The 22,450-nt window shown below is 72.6% G+C and carries 22 protein-coding genes; 7 read left to right on the forward strand and 15 right to left on the reverse strand.

From position 1 onward, the window contains the following. Positions 1-109 precede the first annotated feature (109 nt). The 6 genes from ETD85_RS37835 to ETD85_RS37860 all read right to left on the reverse strand — a co-directional run bounded on the left by ETD85_RS37835 (position 110) and on the right by ETD85_RS37860 (position 5,671). A complete protein-coding gene (locus ETD85_RS37835; protein WP_240779686.1) occupies positions 110-1,666 on the reverse strand; it encodes a S41 family peptidase in 1,557 nt (518 codons plus the stop codon). Continuing rightward, on the reverse strand, positions 1,663-2,715 hold the full coding sequence (locus tag ETD85_RS37840; protein ID WP_138694638.1) for an ABC transporter permease: 1,053 nt from the start codon (positions 2,713-2,715) through the stop codon (positions 1,663-1,665). Before ETD85_RS37840 ends, ETD85_RS37835 begins: the two co-directional genes overlap by 4 nt. Further along, positions 2,712-3,602: an ABC transporter ATP-binding protein gene (locus tag ETD85_RS37845; RefSeq protein ID WP_138694639.1), complete on the reverse strand. Its 891-nt coding sequence runs from the start codon at positions 3,600-3,602 to the stop codon at positions 2,712-2,714. Before ETD85_RS37845 ends, ETD85_RS37840 begins: the two co-directional genes overlap by 4 nt. Continuing rightward, complete coding sequence (locus ETD85_RS37850; RefSeq protein WP_138694640.1) at positions 3,599-3,991, reverse strand: GntR family transcriptional regulator; 393 nt, start codon at positions 3,989-3,991, stop codon at positions 3,599-3,601. The genes ETD85_RS37845 and ETD85_RS37850 overlap by 4 nt, the downstream gene beginning before the upstream one ends. 130 nt (positions 3,992-4,121) lie before the next feature. Next, entirely contained in the window at positions 4,122-5,345 is a 1,224-nt protein-coding gene (locus tag ETD85_RS37855) for an RNA polymerase sigma factor (protein ID WP_138694641.1), read from the reverse strand. After that, positions 5,342-5,671: a YciI family protein gene (locus tag ETD85_RS37860; protein ID WP_138694642.1), complete on the reverse strand. Its 330-nt coding sequence runs from the start codon at positions 5,669-5,671 to the stop codon at positions 5,342-5,344. The genes ETD85_RS37855 and ETD85_RS37860 overlap by 4 nt, the downstream gene beginning before the upstream one ends. 87 nt (positions 5,672-5,758) lie before the next feature. Here ETD85_RS37860 and ETD85_RS37865 point away from each other — a divergent pair, with 87 nt between their 5' ends. Beyond that, positions 5,759-6,184 carry an SRPBCC family protein gene (locus ETD85_RS37865; protein ID WP_138694643.1) on the forward strand — a complete coding sequence of 142 codons (426 nt, stop codon included), beginning with the start codon at positions 5,759-5,761 and terminating at the stop codon, positions 6,182-6,184. 32 nt (positions 6,185-6,216) lie between these two features. Here ETD85_RS37865 and ETD85_RS37870 read toward each other — a convergent pair whose 3' ends face one another. Together ETD85_RS37870 and ETD85_RS37875 are read right to left on the reverse strand one after the other, a co-directional pair. Then, the gene (locus ETD85_RS37870; protein WP_138694644.1) at positions 6,217-6,693 is read right to left on the reverse strand and encodes an iron chaperone; all 477 of its coding nucleotides are present in this window, start codon (positions 6,691-6,693) and stop codon (positions 6,217-6,219) included. Between the two features lie 59 nt (positions 6,694-6,752). Beyond that, positions 6,753-7,208, reverse strand: a complete 456-nt coding sequence (locus tag ETD85_RS37875) for a carboxymuconolactone decarboxylase family protein (RefSeq protein WP_138694645.1) — start codon at positions 7,206-7,208, stop codon at positions 6,753-6,755. A 194-nt stretch (positions 7,209-7,402) separates the two neighbouring features. Between ETD85_RS37875 and ETD85_RS37880 the strand changes: the two genes are divergently transcribed. Next, complete coding sequence (locus ETD85_RS37880; protein ID WP_138694646.1) at positions 7,403-9,868, forward strand: tetratricopeptide repeat protein; 2,466 nt, start codon at positions 7,403-7,405, stop codon at positions 9,866-9,868. 290 nt (positions 9,869-10,158) lie between these two features. Continuing rightward, the gene (locus ETD85_RS37885; RefSeq protein ID WP_240779690.1) at positions 10,159-11,574 is read left to right on the forward strand and encodes a beta-propeller fold lactonase family protein; all 1,416 of its coding nucleotides are present in this window, start codon (positions 10,159-10,161) and stop codon (positions 11,572-11,574) included. Positions 11,575-11,611: 37 nt separating this feature from the next. Here ETD85_RS37885 and ETD85_RS37890 read toward each other — a convergent pair whose 3' ends face one another. After that, the gene (locus ETD85_RS37890) at positions 11,612-12,304 is read right to left on the reverse strand and encodes a CTP synthase C-terminal region-related (seleno)protein (protein ID WP_138694648.1); all 693 of its coding nucleotides are present in this window, start codon (positions 12,302-12,304) and stop codon (positions 11,612-11,614) included. A 70-nt stretch (positions 12,305-12,374) separates the two neighbouring features. On the opposite strand from ETD85_RS37890, the gene ETD85_RS37895 reads away from it, so the two are divergent. From ETD85_RS37895 to ETD85_RS37905, 3 genes are all read left to right on the forward strand, one after another. Continuing rightward, positions 12,375-13,253 (forward strand): LysR family transcriptional regulator, encoded by an 879-nt coding sequence (locus ETD85_RS37895; RefSeq protein ID WP_138694649.1) that lies wholly within the window; start codon positions 12,375-12,377, stop codon positions 13,251-13,253. A gap of 62 nt (positions 13,254-13,315) precedes the next feature. After that, the gene (locus tag ETD85_RS37900; RefSeq protein WP_138694650.1) at positions 13,316-14,263 is read left to right on the forward strand and encodes an ATP-binding cassette domain-containing protein; all 948 of its coding nucleotides are present in this window, start codon (positions 13,316-13,318) and stop codon (positions 14,261-14,263) included. Next, entirely contained in the window at positions 14,260-15,099 is an 840-nt protein-coding gene (locus ETD85_RS37905) for an ABC transporter permease (protein WP_138694651.1), read from the forward strand. Before ETD85_RS37900 ends, ETD85_RS37905 begins: the two co-directional genes overlap by 4 nt. Before the next feature lie 43 nt (positions 15,100-15,142). Here ETD85_RS37905 and ETD85_RS37910 read toward each other — a convergent pair whose 3' ends face one another. From ETD85_RS37910 to ETD85_RS37925, 4 genes are all read right to left on the reverse strand, one after another. Then, positions 15,143-16,579 carry an SRPBCC family protein gene (locus ETD85_RS37910; protein WP_206059123.1) on the reverse strand — a complete coding sequence of 479 codons (1,437 nt, stop codon included), beginning with the start codon at positions 16,577-16,579 and terminating at the stop codon, positions 15,143-15,145. Continuing rightward, positions 16,576-17,088: a hypothetical protein gene (locus ETD85_RS37915; protein WP_138694652.1), complete on the reverse strand. Its 513-nt coding sequence runs from the start codon at positions 17,086-17,088 to the stop codon at positions 16,576-16,578. Before ETD85_RS37915 ends, ETD85_RS37910 begins: the two co-directional genes overlap by 4 nt. Positions 17,089-17,363: 275 nt before the next feature. Continuing rightward, the gene (locus ETD85_RS37920; protein ID WP_138694653.1) at positions 17,364-18,464 is read right to left on the reverse strand and encodes a winged helix DNA-binding domain-containing protein; all 1,101 of its coding nucleotides are present in this window, start codon (positions 18,462-18,464) and stop codon (positions 17,364-17,366) included. A 262-nt stretch (positions 18,465-18,726) separates the two neighbouring features. Next, positions 18,727-19,338 carry a DinB family protein gene (locus ETD85_RS37925; RefSeq protein ID WP_240779687.1) on the reverse strand — a complete coding sequence of 204 codons (612 nt, stop codon included), beginning with the start codon at positions 19,336-19,338 and terminating at the stop codon, positions 18,727-18,729. Between the two features lie 62 nt (positions 19,339-19,400). Here ETD85_RS37925 and ETD85_RS37930 point away from each other — a divergent pair, with 62 nt between their 5' ends. After that, positions 19,401-20,408, forward strand: coding sequence for a helix-turn-helix transcriptional regulator (locus tag ETD85_RS37930; RefSeq protein WP_138694654.1), 1,008 nt, complete (start codon positions 19,401-19,403; stop codon positions 20,406-20,408). Here the strand turns inward: ETD85_RS37930 and ETD85_RS37935 are convergent. Both ETD85_RS37935 and ETD85_RS37940 read right to left on the reverse strand, forming a co-directional pair. Then, entirely contained in the window at positions 20,405-21,457 is a 1,053-nt protein-coding gene (locus ETD85_RS37935) for a hypothetical protein (RefSeq protein WP_138694655.1), read from the reverse strand. The genes ETD85_RS37930 and ETD85_RS37935 overlap by 4 nt on opposite strands. 34 nt (positions 21,458-21,491) lie before the next feature. Further along, positions 21,492-22,373, reverse strand: coding sequence for a helix-turn-helix transcriptional regulator (locus tag ETD85_RS37940; RefSeq protein ID WP_138694656.1), 882 nt, complete (start codon positions 22,371-22,373; stop codon positions 21,492-21,494). Between the last annotated feature and the right edge of the window lie 77 nt (positions 22,374-22,450).

A 22,450-nucleotide genomic window follows, 5' to 3' on the forward strand; every position in this document is an offset into this window, starting at 1 on the left:
GGGCGACGGGGCGCCGGCGGAGCGGGGCTGTGCGGGTGGTGAGCAGGCGGACGCGGCGAGGACGGCCAGTCCCGCGGCGGCTGCCAGGATCTGTCTCATGGAGCGGTCCTCACTTGTGCAGCAGGGTCAGGGCCTGGGCCAGGGCGGGGTCGCGTCCGGCGGCGGCGTCCTCGGCGGTCAGGGGCACGTGGTGGTCGGGCGCCACGCCGATCCGGTTGATCTCCTCCCGGTTGGCCCCCAGGCCGTGCTTGGACGGGAAGCCCAGCAGGGTGTTGTTGCTGAGCAGGTACGCCTGTGACGGTCCGGACATGAGCCCGGCGGTCCTGGTGCCGACCAGCCGGCCCAGGCGCAGATCCTTGACCGCGGAGCTGAAATGCTCGCAGGCCGAGGCGCAGCCGCGATCGGTGAGCACGACCAGCGGCAGGTTGAGCAGCTCCACGGTGTCGTCGGTCCGCACGCTCGAGCATCTGCCGTCGGCGGTGCACAGGAAGTGGGTGTCCTTGCCGTGGACGAACGCGCTCAGCACCCGGGCGGCCTCGGTGGGGCTGCCGCCGCCGTTGCCGCGCAGGTCCAGCACGACGCCGGTGAGGGTGCGGCCGGTACGCAGCCTGGTGATCGCCTTGAGCACCCTGTTCGCGGAGTCGGGTGCGAACCCGCGCATCCGTACGTAGGCGATGCTGTCGTCCAGCAGTTTCGACTGCACCGTTTGCAGGATGGCCAGATCCCGCTGGTAGAGGCCGGGTTTGAGGGTCACGTTCCAGCGCCGGCCGGTGCTCTGGCGCAGGAGCCGCAGCCGGACCGGGCGTGCCTGCGGGTAGCCCAGGTCGAGGGCGCCGATCGCGGGGGTGGCCTTCCCGTCGACGTAGGGCGCCGATCCGTTGATGGATTCGATGATGTCGCCGGGGCGCAGTCCGGCGGCCTGGGCCGCGCCGCCCTGCACGGTGGTGACGAACAGCGGGGGGAGCATGGTGGCGGGGCTGTGGGTCGCCTGGGAGCGGGTGACGTTCACCTGCAGCCCGAGGCCGTAGCCGTCGCCGTCGTAGTAGTCGGGGGGCCGCTCGATGTCGTGCGCCCAGGAGGCGTGGTTGTCGCCGAGCGCGGCCACGATGGCTTCGAGGGTGACGACGGCGAGCCTGTCGCGCAGGCCGGCCGGCACCTGATCGGTGGTCTTGCGGTAGACGGCCTCGAACGCGGCCCAGTCGGCTTTGCGGTCGCCCTTGAGCGCCGGCATGGTCGCCTCGGGCACGTCGCGTCCGTTGCGGTTGAGCTCCTGGGTCAGGGCGATGAACCCGGCGATCAGCAGCGATCGGGCCTCCAGCGTGGCGCCGCTGTAGTAGTTGCCGAGGATACAGAAGTAGGCCTGCTCGATGACGTCGACCGTGGTGGGGGTCTCGGTCCCGGGCGCTGACTGGGGTGGCGCGCAGACGGTGCCGTCCGTCGTGCCCGCCGCCTGGCTGCGCGGCGGGGTCGGCGCTGTGCAGGCCGCCGCCAGCAGGAGGGTGAGCCCGGCGGCCGCGGTCCTGATGCCGGTCATGATCCCGGTCATGATGCCGGTCATGATGCCGGTCATGATGCCGGTCATGATGCCGGTCATGATGCCGGTCATGATGCCGGTCATGATGCCGGTCATGATGCCGGTCATGATGCCGGTCATGATGCCGGTCATGACAGCCGCCTGCGGATCCACACGAAGCAGAGCCAGGTCAGGGCGAGGGTGAGCAGGGCGTAGATCCCGGTCTCGATCCACTGGAAGGGCCAGAAGCGGGCGAGGGGATGGTAGGTCACCTGCTGCCGATAGCCGAGCCGGTTGATCTCGGCCATGCAGACGTCCCCGCCGGCCGGCCCTGCCGATGCTGCGCAGGGTCCCGAGGTGGTAGAGACCTGCACGGCGGCTTCCTCGTCGTCGCCGGCGATCACACGTCCGGTCGCGTCGATGAGGGCGCTGGTCAGGACCCACGCGCCGGTGTCGCCGGGAACGGCCGCCTTCAGCAGGATCTGCGCCGATCCGCCGCCGGTCGGTGGCACGCCGAGGTGCTCCACGTTCGCCTTGCCGAGCTCGAAGGTCGAGGTGATCGGGGCGTTCAGGTGGGGCCGGACCAGCAGCGGCATGGCGAGCTGGACGGCGGCGAAGACGGCCAGCGTGAGTGCCATGGCGGGCAGGGTGCGGCGTACCAGCATGCCCACGGTCACGCCGAGGACGAAGGCGAAGGCCGCGTACCCCATGGGGGCGATGCCGCGCGCGCCGAACACCAGGGGAGCCATCAGGGCCAGGCCCTGGGCGGCCGACTTGTCCAGCGGGTCGGACCACCAGGTCACCGCGAGGCCGCACAGGCCGACGGCGGCCACGGCGCTCAGGCCGGTGAGCCCGAGCTTGACGGCCAGCCAGCGGGTGCGGGTGATGCTCTGGTTCCACACCAGCAGGTGCGTGCCCGCCTCCAGCTCGCGCGTGATCAGCGGCGCTCCCCAGAACAGCCCGACGAGGGCGGGTAGGAGCAGCACGACGAGGCTGACGGCCATGAACGGGAGCTGGTAGGTGGCGAAGAAGGTGTTGAAGAACCGCTCGCAGGTGTCGTCCGGGGTGCAGGCGGCGATCCCGGCGGTGTAGGCGGAGGCCAGTCCCGGGCCGGTGACGGCCAGGGTGGCGGCCAGGACGACCAGCAGAGCGGCCATCATCACGGCCGAGCCGCGGAACTGGCGCCAGGTCAGCCAGATCATCGCTGCACCTCCAGGGCGACTCGCCGGTCCTCGGCGGTGCGCTTTTCCATGTGGGCCAGGACGAGGTCCTCCAGGCTGAGCCGGCTGACCGTCCAGGCGGGGTCGTGGATCGGGCCGTCGGTGCGGACCACGTACGTGCTCTGCCGGTCGGTGTGCCGCGCGGAGATCACCTGCTGGCCGGCGGGCAGCCGGTCGGGATCGCGGCGCGGGCCGGTGAGGCGGTGATGGGTGGCCAGCAGCCGGTCGACCTCCCCGGCCACCTCGACGCGCGAGTCGACGAGCACGATCAGGAAGTCACACACCCGTTCCAGGTCGGAGACCAGGTGGGAGGAGAGCACCACGCTGAACTGGTGCTCGACGGTGGCCTCCATCAGCCCTTGCAGGAACTCGCGGCGGGCGAGCGGGTCGAGGGATGCGACCGGCTCGTCCAGGATCAGCAACTCGGGCCGCTTGGCCAGGCCCAGGGTGAGGGCGAGCTGGGCGCGCTGGCCGCCGGACAGCTTGCCCGCCCGGTGAGCGGGATCGAGGCCGAGTCGCGCGATGCGTTCGCGTGCCATGGCCTCGTCCCAGCGGGGGTTGAGCTGTGCGCCCAACCGCAGGTGCTCGGCGACGGTCAGTCCCGCGTAGACGGGGGTGTCCTGGGCGACGAACCCGACCTTGGCCAGCTGCGCGGGGGTGCTGCCCGGCCGGCCGCCGAGCACGGTGATGGCGCCCGCCGTCGGCTCCAGCTGGCCGCACGCCAGCTTCAGCAGCGTGGTCTTGCCGGCCCCGTTGGGGCCCACCAACCCGACGACGTGCCCGGCCGGGATGTCGATGGTGCACTCGCGCAGCGCCCAGCGCTTGCCGTATTTCTTGCCCAGTGCCTGGGCCTGCAGGACAGCGGTCACGCTACGTCCTCCTGAGAGGCGGTCCGAAAGGTGGTCATGAACAGGGCCTCGATGCTTTCGTCGTCGAGGCCGGCCCGGCGGGCCTTGGCCAGCCAGCGCCGCAGGTCCAGCCGCAGCGGGCCGTGCGCGGCCAGCGAGGCGTCGGTGAGCGTCGCCGTCACGAACGTCCCGACTCCCGGCCGGGCGGCGGCCAGGCCTTCGTGCTCGAGTTCCCGGTAGGCCTTCAGGACGGTGTTGGGATTGATCGCCAGCCGCGCCACGACCTCCTTGACGGTCGGCAGCTGGTCGCCTTCACGCAGCAGGCCCAGCCGCAGCGCCTGCCGTACCTGCCGGACGAGCTGCAGGTACGGCGAGAGGCCAGAGCGGCCGTCCAGGTGGAACTCGATCACCGGCTCCTCCGTTTATCTAGGCTCCTAGTACTTTAGGTCGATAGGGTGTTATAGGAGCATAAGGATTTGCCGGATCGTGGAGTCCGTAGGGGAACGGCGGACAGTGCGGCCGGCCGGAGCGTGGTGGGTGTCAGCCGGAGACCTCGGCCAGTCGCCGCGCGAGGTAGCGGCGGTCGGGCTCGGCTGCGGCCAGCTCCAGCGCCTGGCGGTAGGCGGTGGCCGCCTCCTCGCGGCGGCCCAGCCGGCGCAGCAGGTCGGCCCTGGTGGCGGGCAGCAGGTGGTAGCCGGCCAGCACGCCCGATCCGGCCAGCCGTTCGACCAGCTCCAGCCCCTCTTCCAGGCGGCCGGTCATGGCCACGGCCACCGCGCGGTTCAGCTCGACCACGGGGAAGGGCAGCAGGCGGGCCAGCCGCGCGTACAGGGCGGCGATCTGCGGCCAGTCGGTCGCCTCCGGCCCCGACGCGGTGGCGTGGCAGGCGGCGATGGCGGCCTGCACCTGGTACGGCCCCGCCGCCCTTCGGGCCAGTGCCGCTTCGAGCACCCGCAGGCCCTCCGCGATCGCGGCCTGGTCCCAGAGGCCGCGATCCTGCTCCTCCAGCGGCACGAGCACGCCGTCAGGCCCGGTCCGCGCCGCGTGGCGGGCACCGTGCAGCAGCATGAGCGCCAGCAGGCCACCCGTCTCCGGCTCGCCGGGCATGAGCTGGGCCAGCAGCCGGGCCAGCCGGATGGCCTCACCTCGCAGCTCGTCGCGGCCGGGGCTGCCGTAGCCCTCGTTGAACAGCAGGTAGAGCACCCCGAGCACGGCTCGCAGGCGCTCGGGCAGCTGTCGTGGCGGCGGGACGCGGAACGGGATGCCCGCCTGCCGGATCTTGCGCTTGGCGCGGACCAGCCGCTGGGACATGGTCTGCTCCGGCACCAGGAACGCCCGCCCGATCTCGGCGGTGCCCAGCCCCGCCAGCGTCCGCAGGATGAGCGCGACCTGCGCCTCCAGGGACAACGCCGGGTGGCAGCAGGTGAACATCAGCCGCAGCCGGTCGTCGGGGAACCCGTCCACGGCGGCCGCGGGCGCGCCGGCCAGCGCCGCCGCCTCGCGCAGCTTGGCCGGGGCGGCCGACTCGCGCCGCAACCGGTCGGTGGCGCGGTTGCGCGCGGTGGTGGTCAGCCATGCGCCCGGCCGGTCCGGTACGCCGTCGCGCGGCCAGCGCTCCAGCGCCGTGGCGAAGGCGTCCTGGGCGCACTCCTCGGCCAGGTCCCAGTCGCCGGTGACGCGGATGAGGGTGGCGATGATCTGGCCCCATTCGCGGCGGAAGACCGCCTCGACGTCGGGATGGGCCGGATCCTGGTGAGTGGTCATGGCTCCAGGACTGGCCGGATCTCGATCGAGCCGTAGCGGGCCACCGGATGCGCACTGGCGATCTCGACCGCCTCCTCCAGCCCGGCGCACTCGATCAGGCTGAACCCGCCGATCTGGTCCTTGGTCTCGGCGAACGGCCCGTCGGACAGCAGCACGTCGCCGTCGCGCACCCGCACGGTGGTGGCCTCCGTGGCCGGTCGCAGCCCGACGCCGCCCTTGATCACGCCGCGCCGGGTCATCTCCTCGCTCCAGCCGCCGCACCCGTGCCGGGCGATCTCCTCGGGCAGGTCGGACTCATCCAGCCCGATCATGAGCAGGTACTTCATGCATCCCGACGATAGCCAGCGGCCCCGACGATTCCGGCCGCGAGCGGGTACCGAAGAGGATGTACCCAGCCGATCAGGGGGACCCGGATGAGACCCGTTTACGCGGCCGCCGCCGTTCACGTGCCCGCGCCGCCTGAGCAGGTGTTCGCGCTGATCACCGACTGGCCCAGGCACCAGGAGTGGATGTTCATGACCACCGCCTGCCAGGTGGGCCCCGACGCCGTCGAGGCCTACACCGGGGTGTGGCCGCTCGGCTTCCTGGACACGATGACGATCACGCACTGGGAGCCGCCCGCCCTGGTGCGGGTCACCCACACCGGCCGCTTCGTGCGCGGCCTCGGCGCCATTCGGGTGCGCCCCGAGCGGGGCGGCAGCCGCGTCATCTGGGCCGAGCGGTTGGAGCTGCCGTTCGGGCCGCTGGGCCGGGCGGTGTGGCCGCTGGTCCGCCCGGCCGGCCTGGCTCTGGTCCGCCATTCGCTGCGCAGGCTGGCCAGGCTTTTGCCGGGAGTGTAGGACTGCCTGCCGGTCACGGCAGGGTGCCGCCGTCAGCCCGCCGCCCGCGTCACGAGCGCGGCGATCCTCGCCTCGTCCTCGGGGGTCAGCTCCGTCAGCGCGAAGGCGGTCGGCCACATGGTGCCGTCGTCGAGCTTGGCCGGGTCGTTGAAGCCGAGGGTCGCGTACCTCGCCTTGAACTTCGCCGCGGACTGGAAGAAGCAGACGACCTTGCCGTCCTTGGCGTAGGCGGGCATTCCGTACCAGAGCTTCGGCGACAGGCTGGGCACGCCGTTCGTGATGATGGCGTGGACCTGCTCGGCGAGGGCCCGGTCGGCGTCCGCCATCTCGGCGATCTTCGCGAGCACGTCGCGCTCGCCGTCGGCCTTGGCCGCGCTCGAGCCGCGGCGCGCGGCCGTCTTCAGCTCCTGGGAGTGCTCCTTCATCGCGGCTCGTTCCTCGTCGGTGAACCCGTCGAACTTCGTGCCGGCCGCGGTGGTGCTCTTGGTGGCCTTCGTCGTGTCGCTCATGGGGTGAATCTCCTTTTCAGTAAGTGTCTTGGCGGGAATGGTGGCGGCAGGACCGGTGCTCAGCCCCATGCGCCGGCGATCTGCCGGGTGGTGGCGTTGAGCCGGTTGAACAGGTTGGTGACGCCGATCATCAGGATGAGCGCGGCCAGCTGCTTCTCCTCGAAGTAGGTGGCGGCCCTGTCCCAGATCTCGTCGTTGACGGCGTCGGCGCGGTCGGCCAGCCGGGTCGCGGCCTCGGCCAGTTCGAGCGCGGCCCGCTCCTCGTCGGTGAAGTACGGGGCCTCGCGCCAGGCGGCGATCGTGGCCAGCCGCTCCTCGCTCACCCCAGCCTTGCGGGCGGTCTTGACGCCGCCGTCTACGCAGGCGCTGCAGCCGTTGATCTGGCTGACCCGCACGTGCACCAGCTCCAGCGTCTGCCCGTCCACCCCGCCGGCGTACACGGCCTTGAACAGCTCCTGGATGGGCTGCATCGCGCCCGGCAGGACGGAGGCCGGGTTCTGCATACGAGACTGCATCGTGGTTCTCCTCTTGTGGATCGGCGCCCCGTCCCTCGGGGCGTGACTCCATCACAGCCGAACCGGCTTGCCATGACGACGGCCGTGGGACACCCTGGGACAGGTGAAACGGCTTTGGCCTGCGGCGATTCGTCCCGGTAAGTTGCTTCCGCGATGGGACAGAAAGGCAGGACACCGTGGTTGTGCACCAGCGGATGACAAAGGCGGACCCTCAGGACGAGCTGGCCGCCCGGCTACGCCTGCTCCAGGAGCTGTCCGGGCGCGGCGTGCGGGCTCTCGCGCGGGACACGGGTCTCAGCTCGTCGTCGCTGTCGCGCTACCTCAGCGGCCAGTCGGTGCCGCCCTGGCCCGTGGTGATCGAGCTGTGCCGCCTCGTCAAGCGTGACCCCCGCCCGCTGCACCCCCTGTGGGAACGGGCGACGAACCCGCTGCCGGCGCCCCCGAAGGCGAGCCGCCAGGTCCAGCCCCCGTCGCCGCCTGCCAGCGCCCCGCGCCCACCCCGCAACGATCTGCCGCGCGACGTGCCCGACTTCACCGGACGTGCGGCCCCGCTCGCCGCCGTCCTCGCCACGGTGCGCAGCAGCCGCGTGGTCGCCGTCGACGGCATGGCGGGCGTCGGCAAGACCTGCCTGGCGGTCCACGCCGCCCACCAGCTCGCCGACGAATACCCCGACGCCCAGCTCTACCTGGACCTGCACGGCTTCACCGAAGGGCGGGAGCCGCTCGATCCCGATCCCGCGCTGCGGGCCCTGCTCGCCGCGCTCGACGTCCCGTCGGAGAAGATCCCGCAGGAGGGCGGCATCGAGCCGCTGGCCGCCTGCTGGCGCTCGGAGCTGGCCGGCCGGCGGGCCGTCGTGGTCCTGGACAACGCCGCCGGGGCCGACCAGGTACGCCCGCTGCTGCCCGGAGCGGGCCCATCCGTCGTCCTGATCACCAGCCGCAACCGGCTGCTGGGCCTGGAGGAGGTGCCCCCGGTGTCGCTGGACGTGCTGACGCCGGCGGAGAGCGCGGTGCTGCTGGCCCGCGCCAGCGGCGATCCCAGCGGCCCCGACGGCCGGCTGTCCCGCGACCCGGAGTCCGCGGCCGAGGTGCTGCGGTTGTGCGGCCACCTGCCGCTGGCCCTGCGGCTGGCCGGGGCCCGGCTGCGGCACCGGCCGGGCTGGACCGTGGGCATCCTGGTCGAGCGGATGGCGGAGGGCGCGAGCGAGTTCGACACGGCGCTGGCCATGTCCGTACGCCAGCTGGACCGCGCCGAGCGGCGGCTGTTCCGGTTGCTGGGCCTGCTGTCCGGCTCGTCGTTCGACGAGTACGTGGCGGCGGCGCTGGCGGACGTGCCGCTGCGCAGCGCCCGCGCGATGCTGGAGGACCTGCTCGACGCGCACCTCGTCCAGCAGCCGTCGGCCGGGCGCTACACGCTGCACGACCTGGTGCACCAGCACGCGCGCCGCGCCGGGGCGGAGCAGGACTCCGCGGCGGAGCGGGAGCAGGCGCTGGGGCGGGTGCTCGACTACTACGTGCACGCGGCGGCCGCCGCCGACGCCGCGATGCCGTACGAGTCCGGCAGCCGCGCGGCCGTCGCCGGCCGGCCCCCGGCGGAGCTGCCGCGCTTCACCGACAAGCATGCGGCACTCGGCTGGTTCGTCTCGGAGTACACGAACCTCATGGGTGCCTTCGAGGTGGCGGTAGCCACCGGCGCCGACGCGCACGCGTGCGAGCTGCCGCGCTTCATGCGGGCCTTCTTCGCGCGGCGCTGCGGCACGACGCACCTGAACGTCCTGTTCGAGCGGTCGCTGGCGGCCGCGCAGCGCCTGGGCGATCCGTGGCACCTGGCCGAGGCGCACAGCGACCTGGGCTTCGCCCGCTACAACGCGGGCCGGATGGCCGAGGCCGGCGCCGCGTACGAGGCGGCGGCGCCGCTGGTGTCCCAGGCCGGGGACACCCGTTCCGAGGCGGACCTGGTCATGCGCCGCGGCTACCTGAGGTGGGACGAGGGCTACGTCGAGGAGCCGCTCGGCCTCTTCCGGCTGGCGGGCAAGCTGTACGCCGACGCCGGCTGCCCGATGGGCGCGGCCCACGCCAGCGCCGACGAGGCGTGGGCGATGCTGCAGCTGGGACACCGCGAGCAGGCGGCGCGGCTGGCCCGCGAGGTGCTGGACGGCGCGCCCGCGGACTCCGCCTGGCCGGCCGCGCTGACCGCCCGGATCACCCTCGGGATGGCCATCGCCCACGAGCAGCCGGACGAGGCGGCGGAGCACCTGCGCCAGGCCCTGGAGCTGGCCCGCGAGGACGGCCACAAGCACAACGAGGCGTGGTGCCTCAACTGCCTGGGCGTCGCGCTGCGCCAGATGGGCCGCTACGAGGAGGCGCTGGACAGCCACCGGCAGGCGTTCGCGCTCCTGGACGAGCTGTTCGAGGAGCACTGGAAGATTCACTTCCTCCACGGTTACGGCGAGACCTGCCGGCTGGCCGGCCTGCCCGACGAAGCCCTGCGCCTGCACCGCCAGGCACTCGAGCTGGCCCCGAAGGCAGGCTTCCGGCACAAGGAGGCCCTGGCCCACGAGGGGATCGCGGCCGTGCTCGACGAGACGGACCCGGCCGCCGCCGCCGAGCACCGCGCCGCCGGGCAGGCCATCCTGCAGGAGCTCAACCTGGGCGCCTGACGTCTCGGGCGGCAGCGGCCGAGAGCTTTCCAGGCGCTCGCTGTCCGCTTTCGGACAGGTCGCGGGGCTGACCAGCGGCGGGCAGGGGCGGATAGTCGAGTCAGATCGCCCGCCAGCGGGCTCATCCGGCCGTCCCGGTGACCTGGACGCGGGTCCGGCTCGGGTGAGCACCGGCGCGCCCCAGCTGCGTCTGGTGGCCACTGGACGGCCTGGCGGAGGATGCGCGAGCGGCATCATGCCGGTCCCGGGAGGGCGAGGTTGCTGTGTGGCGGGTTCGTCTGGCGTTGCCGGTGGTCACAAGCGTGCTGGTCGCCATGGCCGGCGCGCCGGCCTCGGGGGAGGAGACGCCGCGCGTGGCCGGCGGCTCGGCGGGCCGCCTGGTGTACGTGACCCACTCCCAGTCGGAGGACGTCGCGGCGTTCACGGTGGGCCGGGACGGCCGTCCGCGGCGCGTCGGCGACCTGGTCCCGACCGGTGCCGGCACGGAGCCGTCGAGCGTGATGTTCGCGCCGGACGGCCGTACCGCGTATGTGCTGAACCGGGGGAACAACACGCTCGCGGCGTACCGGGTCGGCTCTCGCGGTGAGCTGAGGCTGCTCGGGACGGCTGCGACCGGCGACGCCTTCGGCTTGGCGATCGCCCCCGACGGCAGTTCGCTGTTCGCCGCCAACCAGTCCGGCACCGTCTCGGCGTTCACCCTGGATGACGACGGGACGCCGCGGGCGGCGGGCGACCCGGTCCCGACCGGTTTCCCCTTGCCGCAGGGCCTGGCCGTGAGCCCGGACGGCCGGTTCCTCTATGTCGGGCATGGGGAGCCCGACAGCCCGGGCCCGCGGGAGCCCGATGTCATCGTCCGGTTCGCCATCGGACCGGACGCCGCCCTGACGCGGGTCGGCCGCCCTGTGCAGACCAACCCGTCCGGCGCCCAGATCGTCTTCACCCCGGACGGGCGCTTCGCCTACATCGCCACGACCTTCGACTCCGTGGTCGACGGGTTCCGGGTGGGCCGCCACGGGGAGCTGACCCCGCTCCCCGGCAGCCCGTACGATGCCGCGCTCTTCGCCGAAGGCGCCGTGATCGCGCCCGACGGCCGGCACCTGTTCGTCGCCGGCTCCGGCCAGGGCGCCAACCCCGGCGGGGTGTCGGCGTACACGATCAACGGCGACGGCTCCCTCACCGAGGCCCCCGGCTCGCCGTTCTCGGCCGGGACGTTCCCGGTCGGCATCGACACCACCCCGGACGGGCGGCACCTGCTCGTGTCGTCGGCCGACACCGACCCCAGCCTGCTGTTCACCTTCGCCATCGCCGCCGACGGCCGCCTGACCCAGGTCGGCCCGCCGCTGGCCACCGGCGGCGTCTTCTCCATGTTCCAGTCGCTCGCCGTCCAGCCCGACCAGGGCCCCGTCGCCGCGCTCACCGTCCAGGCGCGGCCCGCCAGGCAGGCCACCCGGTTCGACGCCTCGGCCGCTTCCGACCCCGACGGCCGTGTCGCCCGGTTCGACTGGGACTTCGGCGACGGCATCACCTTGCTCGACGGTGGGCCCACCCCGGTCCACACCTACCTGCGGCCCGGCAAGTTCACCGCGACCGTGACCGTCACCGACGACGAGAGCTGCTCCACCGCGCTGGTGTTCACCGGAACCACCGCGCACTGCAACGGCTCGCCTCGGGCGCGGTCGTCACAGACCATCACCATCCGTCCCTGATCCCGCGTCCCCCGAACGGCCGGTCAGAGACCCCGTCTCAACGGCCGGCCACGGCGTGCCGGGCGGCCACCGCGGCGGCGAACGCCGCGATCACCGGGTGCGGGCGCCGCCCGTCACCGGCCAGCTCCGGCTGGAACATCGTGGCCAGGAAGAACGGGTGGCCGGGCAGCTCGGCCACCCGTACCGCCCCGTCGTCGGCGTGCCCGGAGAAGGCCATCCCGTGCTCGGCCAGCGTCTGCTTGTAGGACTCGTTGAGCCCGTAGGAGCAGATGTAGGCCTCCATGGTGGTGGCCGTGCCCATGATCTGCTCGATCAGGGAGCCGGGGGCCAGCCGTACCCGGCCCTCGTGCCCGGCCAGCGAGCACTCCAGCGGGGTGAGCAGGAAGTCGCGGGCGCCCGGCTGGTTCTCGGCGTGCGCGACGTCCAGCCCGCACACGTGCCGGGCGAACTCCAGCAGCATGTGCTGGAACCCGCCGCACGTGCCGAGGAACGGGATGGCCTGCTCGCGGGCGACGCGGGCGGCCTCGACCGCGCCCGCCTCGTCCCGGTACGGGCTGCCGGGCAGGATCCAGATGCCGTCGAAGCCCTCCACGCCGGTCACGTCGGTGGTGGGGATCCAGTACGGATCGAGCGCGATCCCGTCCCGCTCGCGCAGTGCCTCGATGAGCAGCGGGATCCGGGCGTGCGAGCGGACGCTGGGGGAGCGGTCCCCCACAAGGGCGATTCTCATGGCCTCATCCTGACCGCCACCGCTACTTAAGCGCCAACGATGAAAACTGCATCTGCTATAAGCAACACTGATGGACCCTCATTTGCTGGCGACGTTCGTGGCGGTGGCGCGCCACGGCTCCTTCTCGGCCGCCGCCGCCGAGCTCGGCTACACCCAGTCGGCGATCTCCCAGCAGATCGCGGCGCTGGAGGCCGATCTCGGGCTGGTGCTGCTGAGCCGCCGCCCGGTCGAGCCGACCCCGGCCGGCGCGCGGCTGCTCGAACACGCCGGGCCACTGCTGCTGCGGCTACGGGCGGCCCGCGCCGACGTGCTGCGCGCCGCCGCCCCGCCCAGGCACCGCCTGCGGCTGGCGGCCACCGCGCTGGCGGTCAACCCGGTGCTGGCCGCCCGGCTGGCCCTGGCCCGCGCCGAGCAGCCGCGCCTGGAGGTGTCCCTGCACATCGGCGATCGCGCGCGGATCGGGGCGATGGTCGCCGAGGGGGAGGCGGACCTGGGGCTGGCCGACGGCATCGCCGCGCCCAGCGACCCGCTGCGGCTGCCCGACACCGGGCCGATGACGGCGGCGGGGGTGACGGAGGCGGCGCTCGTGGTGGCGCTGCCCGCCGGGCATCCGCTGGCCGGGCGGGCGTCGCTGCGGCTGGCGGACCTGGCCGACGCGCGCTGGCTGCAGACGCCGCTGTGCCCGCTGGAGCGGCTGCGTGACCTGGTGGGCGAGGGGTTCCGGGCGGGGCTGGACTATCAGGGGGACGACGTGTACACGGTGGTCAACCTGGTCGCCGCCGGCCACGGCCTCACCCTCCTGCCCGTCTCCGCCCTCCCCGGGGCTTCCGCCGGGCCGGTGCGGGGGGTCGCGCTCGCCTTCCCGCGCCTGGTGCACCGGGTCGAGCTCCTGCACGGCGCGCTGCCGCCCGGGCCGGCCGCCGACCTGGCACGCGTGCTGTCAGGCTGACGGCCCGGGGGTGACAGCGTTCTGTGCGCGCGATGCCAGCGCCGCCCCGCACCATCGACCGCATGAACGCATTCGAAGCCGAGGGCCTGGTCAAGCGCTACGGCGCGACCACCGCCCTGGACGGCATCAACTTGTCCGCCCCGCCGGGCACGATCCTGGGCGTGCTGGGCCCCAATGGCGCCGGCAAGACCACCGCCGTCCGCATCCTGGCCACGCTCCTGCGGCCCGACGCCGGCCGCGCCAGCGTCAGCGGCCTGGACGTGGTCCGCCACGCCGCCCGCGTACGCCGCCTCATCGGGCTGACCGGCCAGTACGCCTCCGTGGACGAGGATCTGACCGGGGCGGAGAACCTCGTCCTCATCGGCCGCCTCCTCGACCTGCGCGGCGCGGACGCCAAGGCCAGGGCCGCCCGGCTGCTGGCGGAGTTCGGCCTCGCCGAGGCGGCCGACCGGCGGGCGGGCACCTACTCCGGCGGCATGCGGCGGCGGCTGGACCTGGCCGCCAGCCTGGTGGGCCGCCCGGACGTCATCTTCCTCGACGAGCCGACCACCGGCCTGGACCCGGCCAAGCGCGAGGACGTGTGGAACATCATCCGCCGCCTGGTCGGCGACGGCGTCACCGTGCTGCTGACCACCCAGTACCTGGAGGAGGCCGACGCGCTGGCCGACGCCATCTCCGTGATCGACCACGGCAAGGTCATCGCGCACGGCACCGCGGCCGAGCTCAAGCAGGTCGTCGGCGGCCAGACCGTACTGGTCCGGCCGGCGGACCCGGCCAGGCTGGAGGAGGCCGCGGCCATCATCGCCGCCGTGGCCGGCCGCCCCGCCGAGTCGCCCGGCCGGGACGTGGTCACCGTTCCGGTGGGAGGCGACGCGGCGTTCACCGAGATCGTGCGCAGGCTGGACGCGGCCGGGATCTCCGTGACGGAGCTGTCGCTGCGCCTGCCCAGCCTGGACGAGGTGTTCTTCACCCTGACCGGGCACGACACGCAGCAGGAGGAGGCGGCATGACCGGCACCGCGGCAGAGCACCGCACCCGCACGCCCGCCCCTTCGGGCACCGCCGCGCCGGCCCGGCTGGAACGGCGGCCGTTCGGCCTGGCCCGGCACAGCCTGGCGCTGGCCGGGCGCAGCATCACCAAGACGTTGCGCACGCCCGAGCAGCTGCTGGACGTCACCCTGCAGCCGATCATCTTCGTCGTCATCTACGTCTTCCTGCTCGGCGGCGCCGTGTCCGGCTCGACGGGCGACTACCTGCAGTTCCTGCTGCCGGCGATCTTGGTGCAGACGGTGCTGTTCGGCGGGATGGCCACCGGCGTCAACCTCAACACCGACGTCAAGAAGGGGGTGTTCGACCGGTTCCGCAGCCTGCCGATCGGCCGCTCGGCGCCGCTGATCGGCTCTGTGCTGGGCGATCTGATCCGCTACCTGGTGGCGGTGGTGGTGCTGCTCGGGTTCGGGTACGCGCTGGGGTTCCGGGTGCAGACCGGGCTCCTGCCCGCGCTGGGGGCGTGCGTGCTGACGGTGTTCTTCGCCTTCTGCGTGAGCTGGGCGTTCGTGCTGCTGGGAGTGCTGATGCGCGAGCCGGGCGGTGTGCAGGGGACGGCGTTCCTGGTGCTGTTTCCCTTGACGTTCGGGACCAGCATGATCGCGCCCAAGGAGACGCTGCCGGGCTGGTTGCAAGGATGGCTGGAGGTCAACCCGGTCAACCACGCGATGGTGGCGGCCAGGGCACTGATGCTGGGCGGCCCTGCGGCGGCGGCGGTGTGGTGGACGCTGCTGTCAGGGTTGTTGTTCCTGGCGGTGTTCGCGCCGCTGGCCGTGCTCGCCTACCGCCGCCGCACCTGACCTCGACGGACGGCGGTAGGGTGCTGCCGCCGCAGGCGCCCTGTCACTTCCAGGCCGGTGACCTGCGGCGGGCCGGCCGGGACGGCTCTCGTCCCGCGCTTTCCCGCTGCGCCGGCCGCTTGGCTCTGGCGGTCCGTTTCGGCGGAGCCTCCTCCGCCGGCTCCTCCTCTTCCTCAGGCTCTTCTTCCTCAGGCTCTTCCTCCTCAGGCTCTTCCTCCTCTTCTTCCTCTTCCTCGTCTTCGGCCTGGTCCTCAGGCTCGCCCTCGCCCTCCTCTTCTTCCTCTTCTTCCTCGTCCTGGTCTTCGTCTTCGCCTTCGGCCTGGTCCTCAGGCTCGCCCTCTTCTTCCTCCTCTTCCTGCTCTTCCTCGGGCTCTTCCTCTTCGCCCTCTTCCTCCTCTTCCTCGGGCTCTTCCTCTTCGCCTTCGGCCTGGTCCTCAGGCTCGCCCTCTTCTTCCTCCTCTTCCTCCTCTTCCTCGGGCTCTTCCTCTTCGCCCTCTTCCTGCTCTTCCTCGGGCTCTTCCTCTTCGCCCTCTTCCTGCTCTTCCTCGGGCTCCTCTTCGGACTCGCCCTGCTCGAGCTCGTCCTCTTCCTCGCCCGCCTCGGCTGCCTCCTTCTCTTCGGCCACGGCCGTCTCGTGGTCCTTGACGATCTTGCCGTCGCGGATCTCGCCGCGCCAGCCGCTCTCCTCCATCTCCTCCGGTTTCTGCATCACCTGCGTCATGACGTGCCGTGCGAAGTGCTTGAGCTCCAGCCGCGCCCGCCGGCCCTGGGCGCGCCACAGGTTGCCGGTGTATTCGAAGAACCCCTTCGGGTGGTACTCGAGGATCACCACGACCCGGGTGAAGTCAGGGGTGAGGGCGTGGAAGCTCACCGCGCCGTCAACATGCCCCTTGTCGCCTTCCGAACGCCAGATGATCCGCTCATCGGGCACCTGCTCCCGGATCGTCGAGCGCCAGGTGCGGTGCGACCACAGGATCTGGGCCGTCCAGGCGAGTTTCTCGTCCGACTTCTGCTCGACGTTCTCCACCTTCTTCATGAAGCTGGGGAAGTCCTGGAACTCCGTCCACTGGTTGTAGACGATCCGGCGTGGGGCTCCGACGTCGATCGTCTCGACGATGTTGGTGACCTTGAGCTTCTTGCCGCCTTTGCCCTTGCCCTTTCTGCTGAAGATGCCCTTGATTGCACCCTTCGCGGCGCCGGCGAGGGCCGAGCCCCCGACCGACTTGCCCGAGCCGGTGATCGCCCCCAGCAGGTTCGACCCGCCGCCTTCCGCCATGCCGCCGAGCCGCCCGCTGAGCCCCTCGACCTTTCCGGTCACGGAGGTCAGTGCCCGCTCCGCCGCAGCGACGGCGAGGTCCTTCAGGGCAGATTTCAGCTGATCTGTCGGCATTCCGGGTACTGCTTTGTCGGCCGGCGTGTCCTTTACGGCTTCCTGCCCTCGGCGGGCGGCCCCGGCCGCCATCTTCGTGGCCTCGGTCATCGCGATTCACTTCCCTGTCCCTCTAGCCGTGGACGGCTCTTGCGGCCGGCGCCCGGCGTCCGCGTCTTGACGGGCACCCGTTCGGGCGTCTTGGGCGCGCGCTGCTTCGGCACCTGGTCCTTGGGCTTTTCCTCGTCGGACGACTCCTGGTCGGACGATGCCTCGTCGGACGATGCCTCGTCGGCCTGCTCGCCTGCCTTCGGCTGCTGTTCGGGCTTGGCCTGCTCGCGTAGCTTCGTGGTGAGGGATTCGATCTGTGTTGTCGCCGCCGACATGGCCGCGGCTTTCGTGACGTCCAGCAGTTCGCCCTTCAGCCGATCCGTCAGGCCGGCCAGCTCCGGCGAGGAGCTGAGCATCTTGGTCCCCTGGGCCAGCAACCCTCCGTTGTCGCGGCGCATCTTCCGCATGAGGGCGGTGATCGCCAGGCCGATGGCCATCCGCAGCTTGTGGCGTCTGCCCAGGTAATAACCTGCGATGACTGCCAGCGCTACTTTGCCCGTCTCATTCATGGCACGCTCCTTACCCGCGGGCCCGGTTGGCCGCCTCTGAGCAGCCCGTTTGGCCATGCCCGCAAGAAGCATCCGAAAAACACACATACAGGTACAAACGGGACAATATTCGCCGTGGCGGCGCCTGCAACGCCGTGCAGAGCGCACTCCTGGACCTGGCGATCAACGCTGGACGATCTTGCCGATGGGCTCCACGCGGATCGGCGACGATCACTCGCGCGGTATGTGGACCAGCGACCTAAAATCCGGCAGGCCGTGCCGCCGGATCCTGAGGCTCAGTGGGGGGACGCGGCGATCTGGACGCGGTGGCTCTCGCCGTCGGACAGGAACGCCGCCAGCTCCCGCCCCTGCTCGGCGACGGCGGTGCGGTCGGCTCCGGAGAGGCGGCCCAGCGGGGCGACGGTCACGGTGCCGGCCTCGACGGTCCAGGTCGCCGCCACCCGCCCGTCGACCAGGACCACGCGTTCACCGGCGACCGACAGGCCGCGGTGGGCGTCGTCGATGATGCGGCCGCGATCGTGGTAGCCGAGGATCGCGTTGTCGAACGCGGGCAGGAACCGCACCGGCGCGGGCGTGTCCGGGTCGGGACGCGGCGCGCCGGGCAGGTCCAGCAGCTCCCGGCCGCGCTCGTCACGGAAGGTGACCAGCTCTTCGCGGATCGCGGTCACCGCGGCCGGCAGCCCGGCCAGGCCGCACCAGGCGCGCAGGTCGGCCGTGGCGGCGGGGCCGAACGCGGCCAGGTAACGCCGTACCAGCGCCTGACCGACCGGATCGGCACCGTCCTGGGCCGGTGGGCCGATCTCGCGGCCCAGCCAGGCCGAGAGCAGGACGTTGCGCACTCCGGCCTTCATGCGCCACAGCCCGCGCGGCGGCAGCTGCACCATCGGGACGAGCGCGGCGACCAGCATCTCTCCCAGCGCCCGCGTTCCCGGCTCGGGCCAGCGCCCGGCCAGGGCCCGGGCGAGCTCGGCCATCGAACGGGGCTCGCCGTCGGCCATCACCGCCCGGCCCGCCGCCGCGAGCTCGTCCAGGTCCACTCCGGCCAGCTCGCGGCGGTAGACCCCGAGGACCCGCTGGCGCAGCATCGCGTCGTGGCGAGCCCGCCAGGCCAGCGCGTCCTCGGCGGTGAGCAGGTGGACGGTGCGGCGCATGAGGTGGGTCCGCACCACCTGACGCCCGGTCAGCAGGCCGGAGAGCAGCGCCGGGTCGAACGCGCGCAACCGCGACCAGAGCCCCACGTACGGTTCCTGCGGCTCCTGGGCCTGCAGGCCGCACAGGTGCGCGACGGCGTCGAGTGCCGGCATCCCGGCGCGGTCGAGCAGGAGTTGCCGGGCGAGCGTCGCGCGGTTGAGCGCCCGGGCGCTCAGGACGGTCATCGCATCCCGCCGCGGCACGCTCGCCGACCCGTTCTCGGCACGGTGCCGCGGGGGTGATGGACGAGGAGTCGCCAGGCGGCTGCGGCCTGCCCGACCGTCATGGTGCCCGGGCGGTGAGGGCCGTCCTGGATACCGGCCTGCTCGGGCGCGCGCATCTTCACGGGGACGCTGTTCCCTTCTCGTTCGTGTCGGCTTGGAGACTCTAGTTCGTGTCAGCTCCGGGACCGGGCGTGGCCCGGCCCCGGCCGGGATCCGTCGCCGGTCAGGTCGACGTCTGCCCGTCGAGCGACTCGCGCAGGATGTCGGCGTGCCCGGCGTGCTGGGCGGTCTCGGCGATGAGGTGCATCAGCACCCGGCGCACGCTGCGTACCGCTCCCGGCTCGTGCCAGGGCGCCTCCGGCAGCGGGTGCGCCGCCGACAGGTCCGCGGCGGCGGCGATCTCCTCGGTACGGGCGGCGACCTGCTCGTAGCGCGCGAGGATCCCGGCCAGCGTCTCACCGGGCAGCATCAGGAAGTCGTTCTGGTGGTCGATCGCCCACTGCGGGAACTCCCGCGCGGTGCCGGCCGCGAAGTCGGCCCAGGTGACACCGTCGGGCAGGTCGTAGCGCATCGCCGACGGGCCCTCGGCCACGAAGCGCATCCACTCTTCCTCCGTCGATGCGACGTGCTTGATCAGCCCGCCCAGGCACAGGGCGCTGGCCGTCGGGCGCTGGCCGGCCTGCTCGTCGCCGAGCCCGCGGACGGTGGCGGTCAGGGCCGATCGTGCGGTCGCGAGCGCGGCGAGCAGGTCGCTCCGCTCGGCGTCGAGAGCGGGGGAAGGCGTGGTGGCGGTCACGGTGTTCGGGTCCTTCGGGTTGTCGTTGTCGTCTGGCACGCGACCACCCTCGCAGCAGAAGCGGTCAGGGAGTGGCCGCTTCTACCGGCAATATGGGAGGTATGCCGAAGACTTCAGCGCGGCTGCTGCAGCTGCTCTCGCTGCTCCAGGCACGCCGGGACTGGCCGGGGGCGCTGCTGGCCGAGCGGCTGGACGTCAGCCCCCGCACCGTGCGCCGTGACGTCGATCGCCTGCGCGAGCTCGGCTATCCCATCGCGGCTTTCAAGGGGCCGGAGGGCGGGTACCGGCTCGACGCGGGCACGGAGCTGCCGCCGTTGCTGTTCGACGACGAGCAGGCCGTGGCCCTGGCCGTCGCGCTCCAGATCGCCGCCACCACCGGGGCCGGCATCGAGGAGGCCGCGGGGCGCGCGCTGAACACCGTCCGGCAGGTCATGCCCGCCCGGCTGCGCCACCGTGTCGACACCCTCCAGGTCATCGCCGCCGAACCGCCCGCGCTCCGGCCGGATCCCCAGGTCGGCAGCGGCGTGATCATGGCGCTCAGCGCCGCCGTCCATGCCCGCGAGGTGCTGCGTTTCGACTACGCCCACGTGTTCTCCCCGCCGGAGACGGACGACGACGGCGTACCGGACCGGCCGCGCCGGGTGCAGCCCCACCATCTCGTCACCTGGGGCGGGCGCTGGTATCTCATCGCGTGGGACCTCGACCGCGACGACTGGCGTACCTTCCGCGCCGACCGGATCACCCCGCGCACGCCCACAGGGCCCCGCTTCACCCCGCGTGAGCTGCCCGGGGGCGACGTGTCCACGTTCATGGCCGGGAAGTTCCGGGGCTCCGGCGCCTCCGGCGACTGGCCCTGCCGCGGTGAGGTGATCCTCGACCTGCCCGCCGACCTCGTGTCCCGCCACACCCGTGACGGGGTCGTCGAGGCGCTCGGCACGGACCGGTGCCGGCTCGTCCTGGGCTCGTGGTCATGGCCGGGTCTGGCCGCCGCCATCGGCAGGTTCGACGCCGACATCGAGGTCGTGGGCCCGGCCGAGCTCAGGGACGCCTTCGCGTACCTGGCCCGCCGCTACGCCGACGCCGCCACCGGCGTGCGCCCGGGCGGCTAGGACGTCGCGAAGGCCGGATAGCGCGGCAGATCGGGGACGTCCCAGTCAGCGGTCTCCTCCACCCAGGTCCGCGTCACCTCGCGTACGGCCGGCAGATCGCCGCCGGAGCGGTCGAGCTCATCCAGCAGGCTGGTCCAGCGGTAGCGCAGCAGTTGCCGTTCGGTCGGGACCGGGGTGCGGGCGGGGTGCATCGGGCGGTCCTGCTCGCGGGCGCGGGCGAGCAGGATCCACGTCATGACGAGGATCCAGGTGGCCATGGCGTGGCGTACGCCTGTCTCCCAGAGCACGTCGTCCGCCAGGTCGGGGTGGATGGACATCACCTCCCGCCGGTAGACCTCTTCGAGCCGCGCGGACATCCCCGGCGGGAGCCGGAACACGCACCAGCACGTGGAGAACGGCATGCGCATGTACGCCGCCTCCAGGAAGGCCGAGTGGTAACCGGCGCCCTCGAAGTCGAGGACCCGCATCCCGGCCGAGGTCAGGAGGTTGTTGTCGGGGCAGATGTCGCCAGGGGAGAAGACCGGGTAGCGCTCGGCGACGCCTTCCAGCGCCGCGAGGTCGGCGTCGAGGCCCGGTGGCGGCTCGGGCAGGATCTCACCGAGGTTGCCGAGCTCGTGGAAGAGCGTGCGCCGGGGGCCGGGCCGGGCGTGGGCGGCGTAGGCGCGTTCCCATTCGTCGCGCCGGCCGGAGCCGGCGACGGCGATGCGGGCGTACGTGCGCACCCACGTGAGCAGGCCCTCGGCGGCGGGCTGCGGCGAGTCGCTCAGGAGTAAGTCGGCCAGGCTCGGGGCGGCGCCGAAGTCGGACATGACGATCAGCGGGAAGGACCGGTCCACGGCCAGCAAGTCAGGGCCCGAACCGGCGGCGATCGCCAGCCCGGCCGCCTCGGCGGCGAAGCCGGAGGCGTCCTGGTACGCCTTGACGACGACCGTGCCGCCGCCGGCCTTCTCGCAGCGCAGCACCTGGCTCCGGGTGCTGCCGCCCAGGTCGACCGGCCGGTCGAGCTCGTCGCCGAGGGCGGCCGAGGCCGCTGCCAGAATCCGGTTCATGGCCAAGATCCTAGGCGGCAGGCGGAGCACGCTCTCAGGCACGCTCGGTGAACGGGTGGTCGGCGCCCTCGTGCGTGGCGGCCCAGGAGGCGAGCAGGCGGAGCGCGTCCTGCGACGGGGAGCCGGGCTCGGCGGTGTAGATCGTCATGGACAGGCCGGGCTCGGCGCGCAGGTCCATGCTCTCGTAGGCGAGGGTGAGGTCGCCGACGATGTGGTGGCGGACGTGCTTGACGCCGGTGCCGTGGGTGCGGACGTTGTGGGCTCCCCACCGGTGGCGGAAGTCGTCGCTGCGGGTGGACAGCTCGCCGACCAGGTCGTGCAGGCCCTTGTCGTGCGGGTCCTTGCCGGCGGCGGTACGCAGGTTGGCCACGCACATGTCGGCGGCCAGGTCCCAGTCGGGGTAGAAGCGGCGGGCCGCGCTGTCGAGGAAGGTGAAGCGGGCGAAGTTCGGCGGCCTGGTGGGGGCGGCGTAGACGTCGCAGTACATGGCCCGGCCCAGGTGGTTGGCGGCGAGCAGGTCCGACCGGTCGTTGCCGATGATCGCCGGGGCGGTGGTGATGGTGTCGAGCATCCATTGCAGGCCGGGGCGTGTCACCGGTTGCCTGGGCCGCCGGCGGCGCACGATGGCGTTGCTGCCGTCGGCCTCGTGCGCGAGGCGGAGCAGGTGGGCGCGTTCGGCGTCGTCCAGTTGCAGGGCGCGGGCGAGCGCGTCGAGCACGCCGGCCGAGGCTCCGGCCAGGGAGCCGCGTTCGAGCTTGGCGTAGTACTCCACGCTCATCCCGGCGAGCGCGGCGACCTCGCTGCGCCGCAGTCCGGGGACGCGGCGCCGCCCGGCGACGGGCAGGCCGGCCTGCCCTGGGGTGATCTTCGCGCGCCGTGAGGTGAGGAATTCCCGCACTTCGGACCGGTTGTCCATGCCACGACGGTACGCCAGCCCCTGGGCAGGTTGGGATGTACTGGTAGTACACCCATCAGGAGTGACTTCCTCGCCCC

The sequence above is a fragment of the Nonomuraea zeae genome (assembly GCF_005889725.1).
GTDB classification, from domain to species: Bacteria; Actinomycetota; Actinomycetes; order Streptosporangiales; family Streptosporangiaceae; genus Nonomuraea; species Nonomuraea zeae.

Coding starts and splice junctions, on each gene's coding strand:
- ETD85_RS37835 (WP_240779686.1), bottom strand. CDS start 1,666: ATGACCGGCATCATGACCGGCATCATGACCGGCATCATGACCGGCATC.
- ETD85_RS37840 (WP_138694638.1), bottom strand. CDS start 2,715: ATGATCTGGCTGACCTGGCGCCAGTTCCGCGGCTCGGCCGTGATGATG.
- ETD85_RS37855 (WP_138694641.1), bottom strand. CDS start 5,345: ATGACCACTCACCAGGATCCGGCCCATCCCGACGTCGAGGCGGTCTTC.
- ETD85_RS37860 (WP_138694642.1), bottom strand. CDS start 5,671: ATGAAGTACCTGCTCATGATCGGGCTGGATGAGTCCGACCTGCCCGAG.
- ETD85_RS37865 (WP_138694643.1), top strand. CDS start 5,759: ATGAGACCCGTTTACGCGGCCGCCGCCGTTCACGTGCCCGCGCCGCCT.
- ETD85_RS37870 (WP_138694644.1), bottom strand. CDS start 6,693: ATGAGCGACACGACGAAGGCCACCAAGAGCACCACCGCGGCCGGCACG.
- ETD85_RS37875 (WP_138694645.1), bottom strand. CDS start 7,208: ATGCAGTCTCGTATGCAGAACCCGGCCTCCGTCCTGCCGGGCGCGATG.
- ETD85_RS37880 (WP_138694646.1), top strand. CDS start 7,403: ATGACAAAGGCGGACCCTCAGGACGAGCTGGCCGCCCGGCTACGCCTG.
- ETD85_RS37890 (WP_138694648.1), bottom strand. CDS start 12,304: ATGAGAATCGCCCTTGTGGGGGACCGCTCCCCCAGCGTCCGCTCGCAC.
- ETD85_RS37895 (WP_138694649.1), top strand. CDS start 12,375: ATGGACCCTCATTTGCTGGCGACGTTCGTGGCGGTGGCGCGCCACGGC.
- ETD85_RS37900 (WP_138694650.1), top strand. CDS start 13,316: ATGAACGCATTCGAAGCCGAGGGCCTGGTCAAGCGCTACGGCGCGACC.
- ETD85_RS37905 (WP_138694651.1), top strand. CDS start 14,260: ATGACCGGCACCGCGGCAGAGCACCGCACCCGCACGCCCGCCCCTTCG.
- ETD85_RS37910 (WP_206059123.1), bottom strand. CDS start 16,579: ATGACCGAGGCCACGAAGATGGCGGCCGGGGCCGCCCGCCGAGGGCAG.
- ETD85_RS37915 (WP_138694652.1), bottom strand. CDS start 17,088: ATGAATGAGACGGGCAAAGTAGCGCTGGCAGTCATCGCAGGTTATTAC.
- ETD85_RS37920 (WP_138694653.1), bottom strand. CDS start 18,464: ATGACCGTCCTGAGCGCCCGGGCGCTCAACCGCGCGACGCTCGCCCGG.
- ETD85_RS37930 (WP_138694654.1), top strand. CDS start 19,401: ATGCCGAAGACTTCAGCGCGGCTGCTGCAGCTGCTCTCGCTGCTCCAG.
- ETD85_RS37935 (WP_138694655.1), bottom strand. CDS start 21,457: ATGAACCGGATTCTGGCAGCGGCCTCGGCCGCCCTCGGCGACGAGCTC.
- ETD85_RS37940 (WP_138694656.1), bottom strand. CDS start 22,373: ATGGACAACCGGTCCGAAGTGCGGGAATTCCTCACCTCACGGCGCGCG.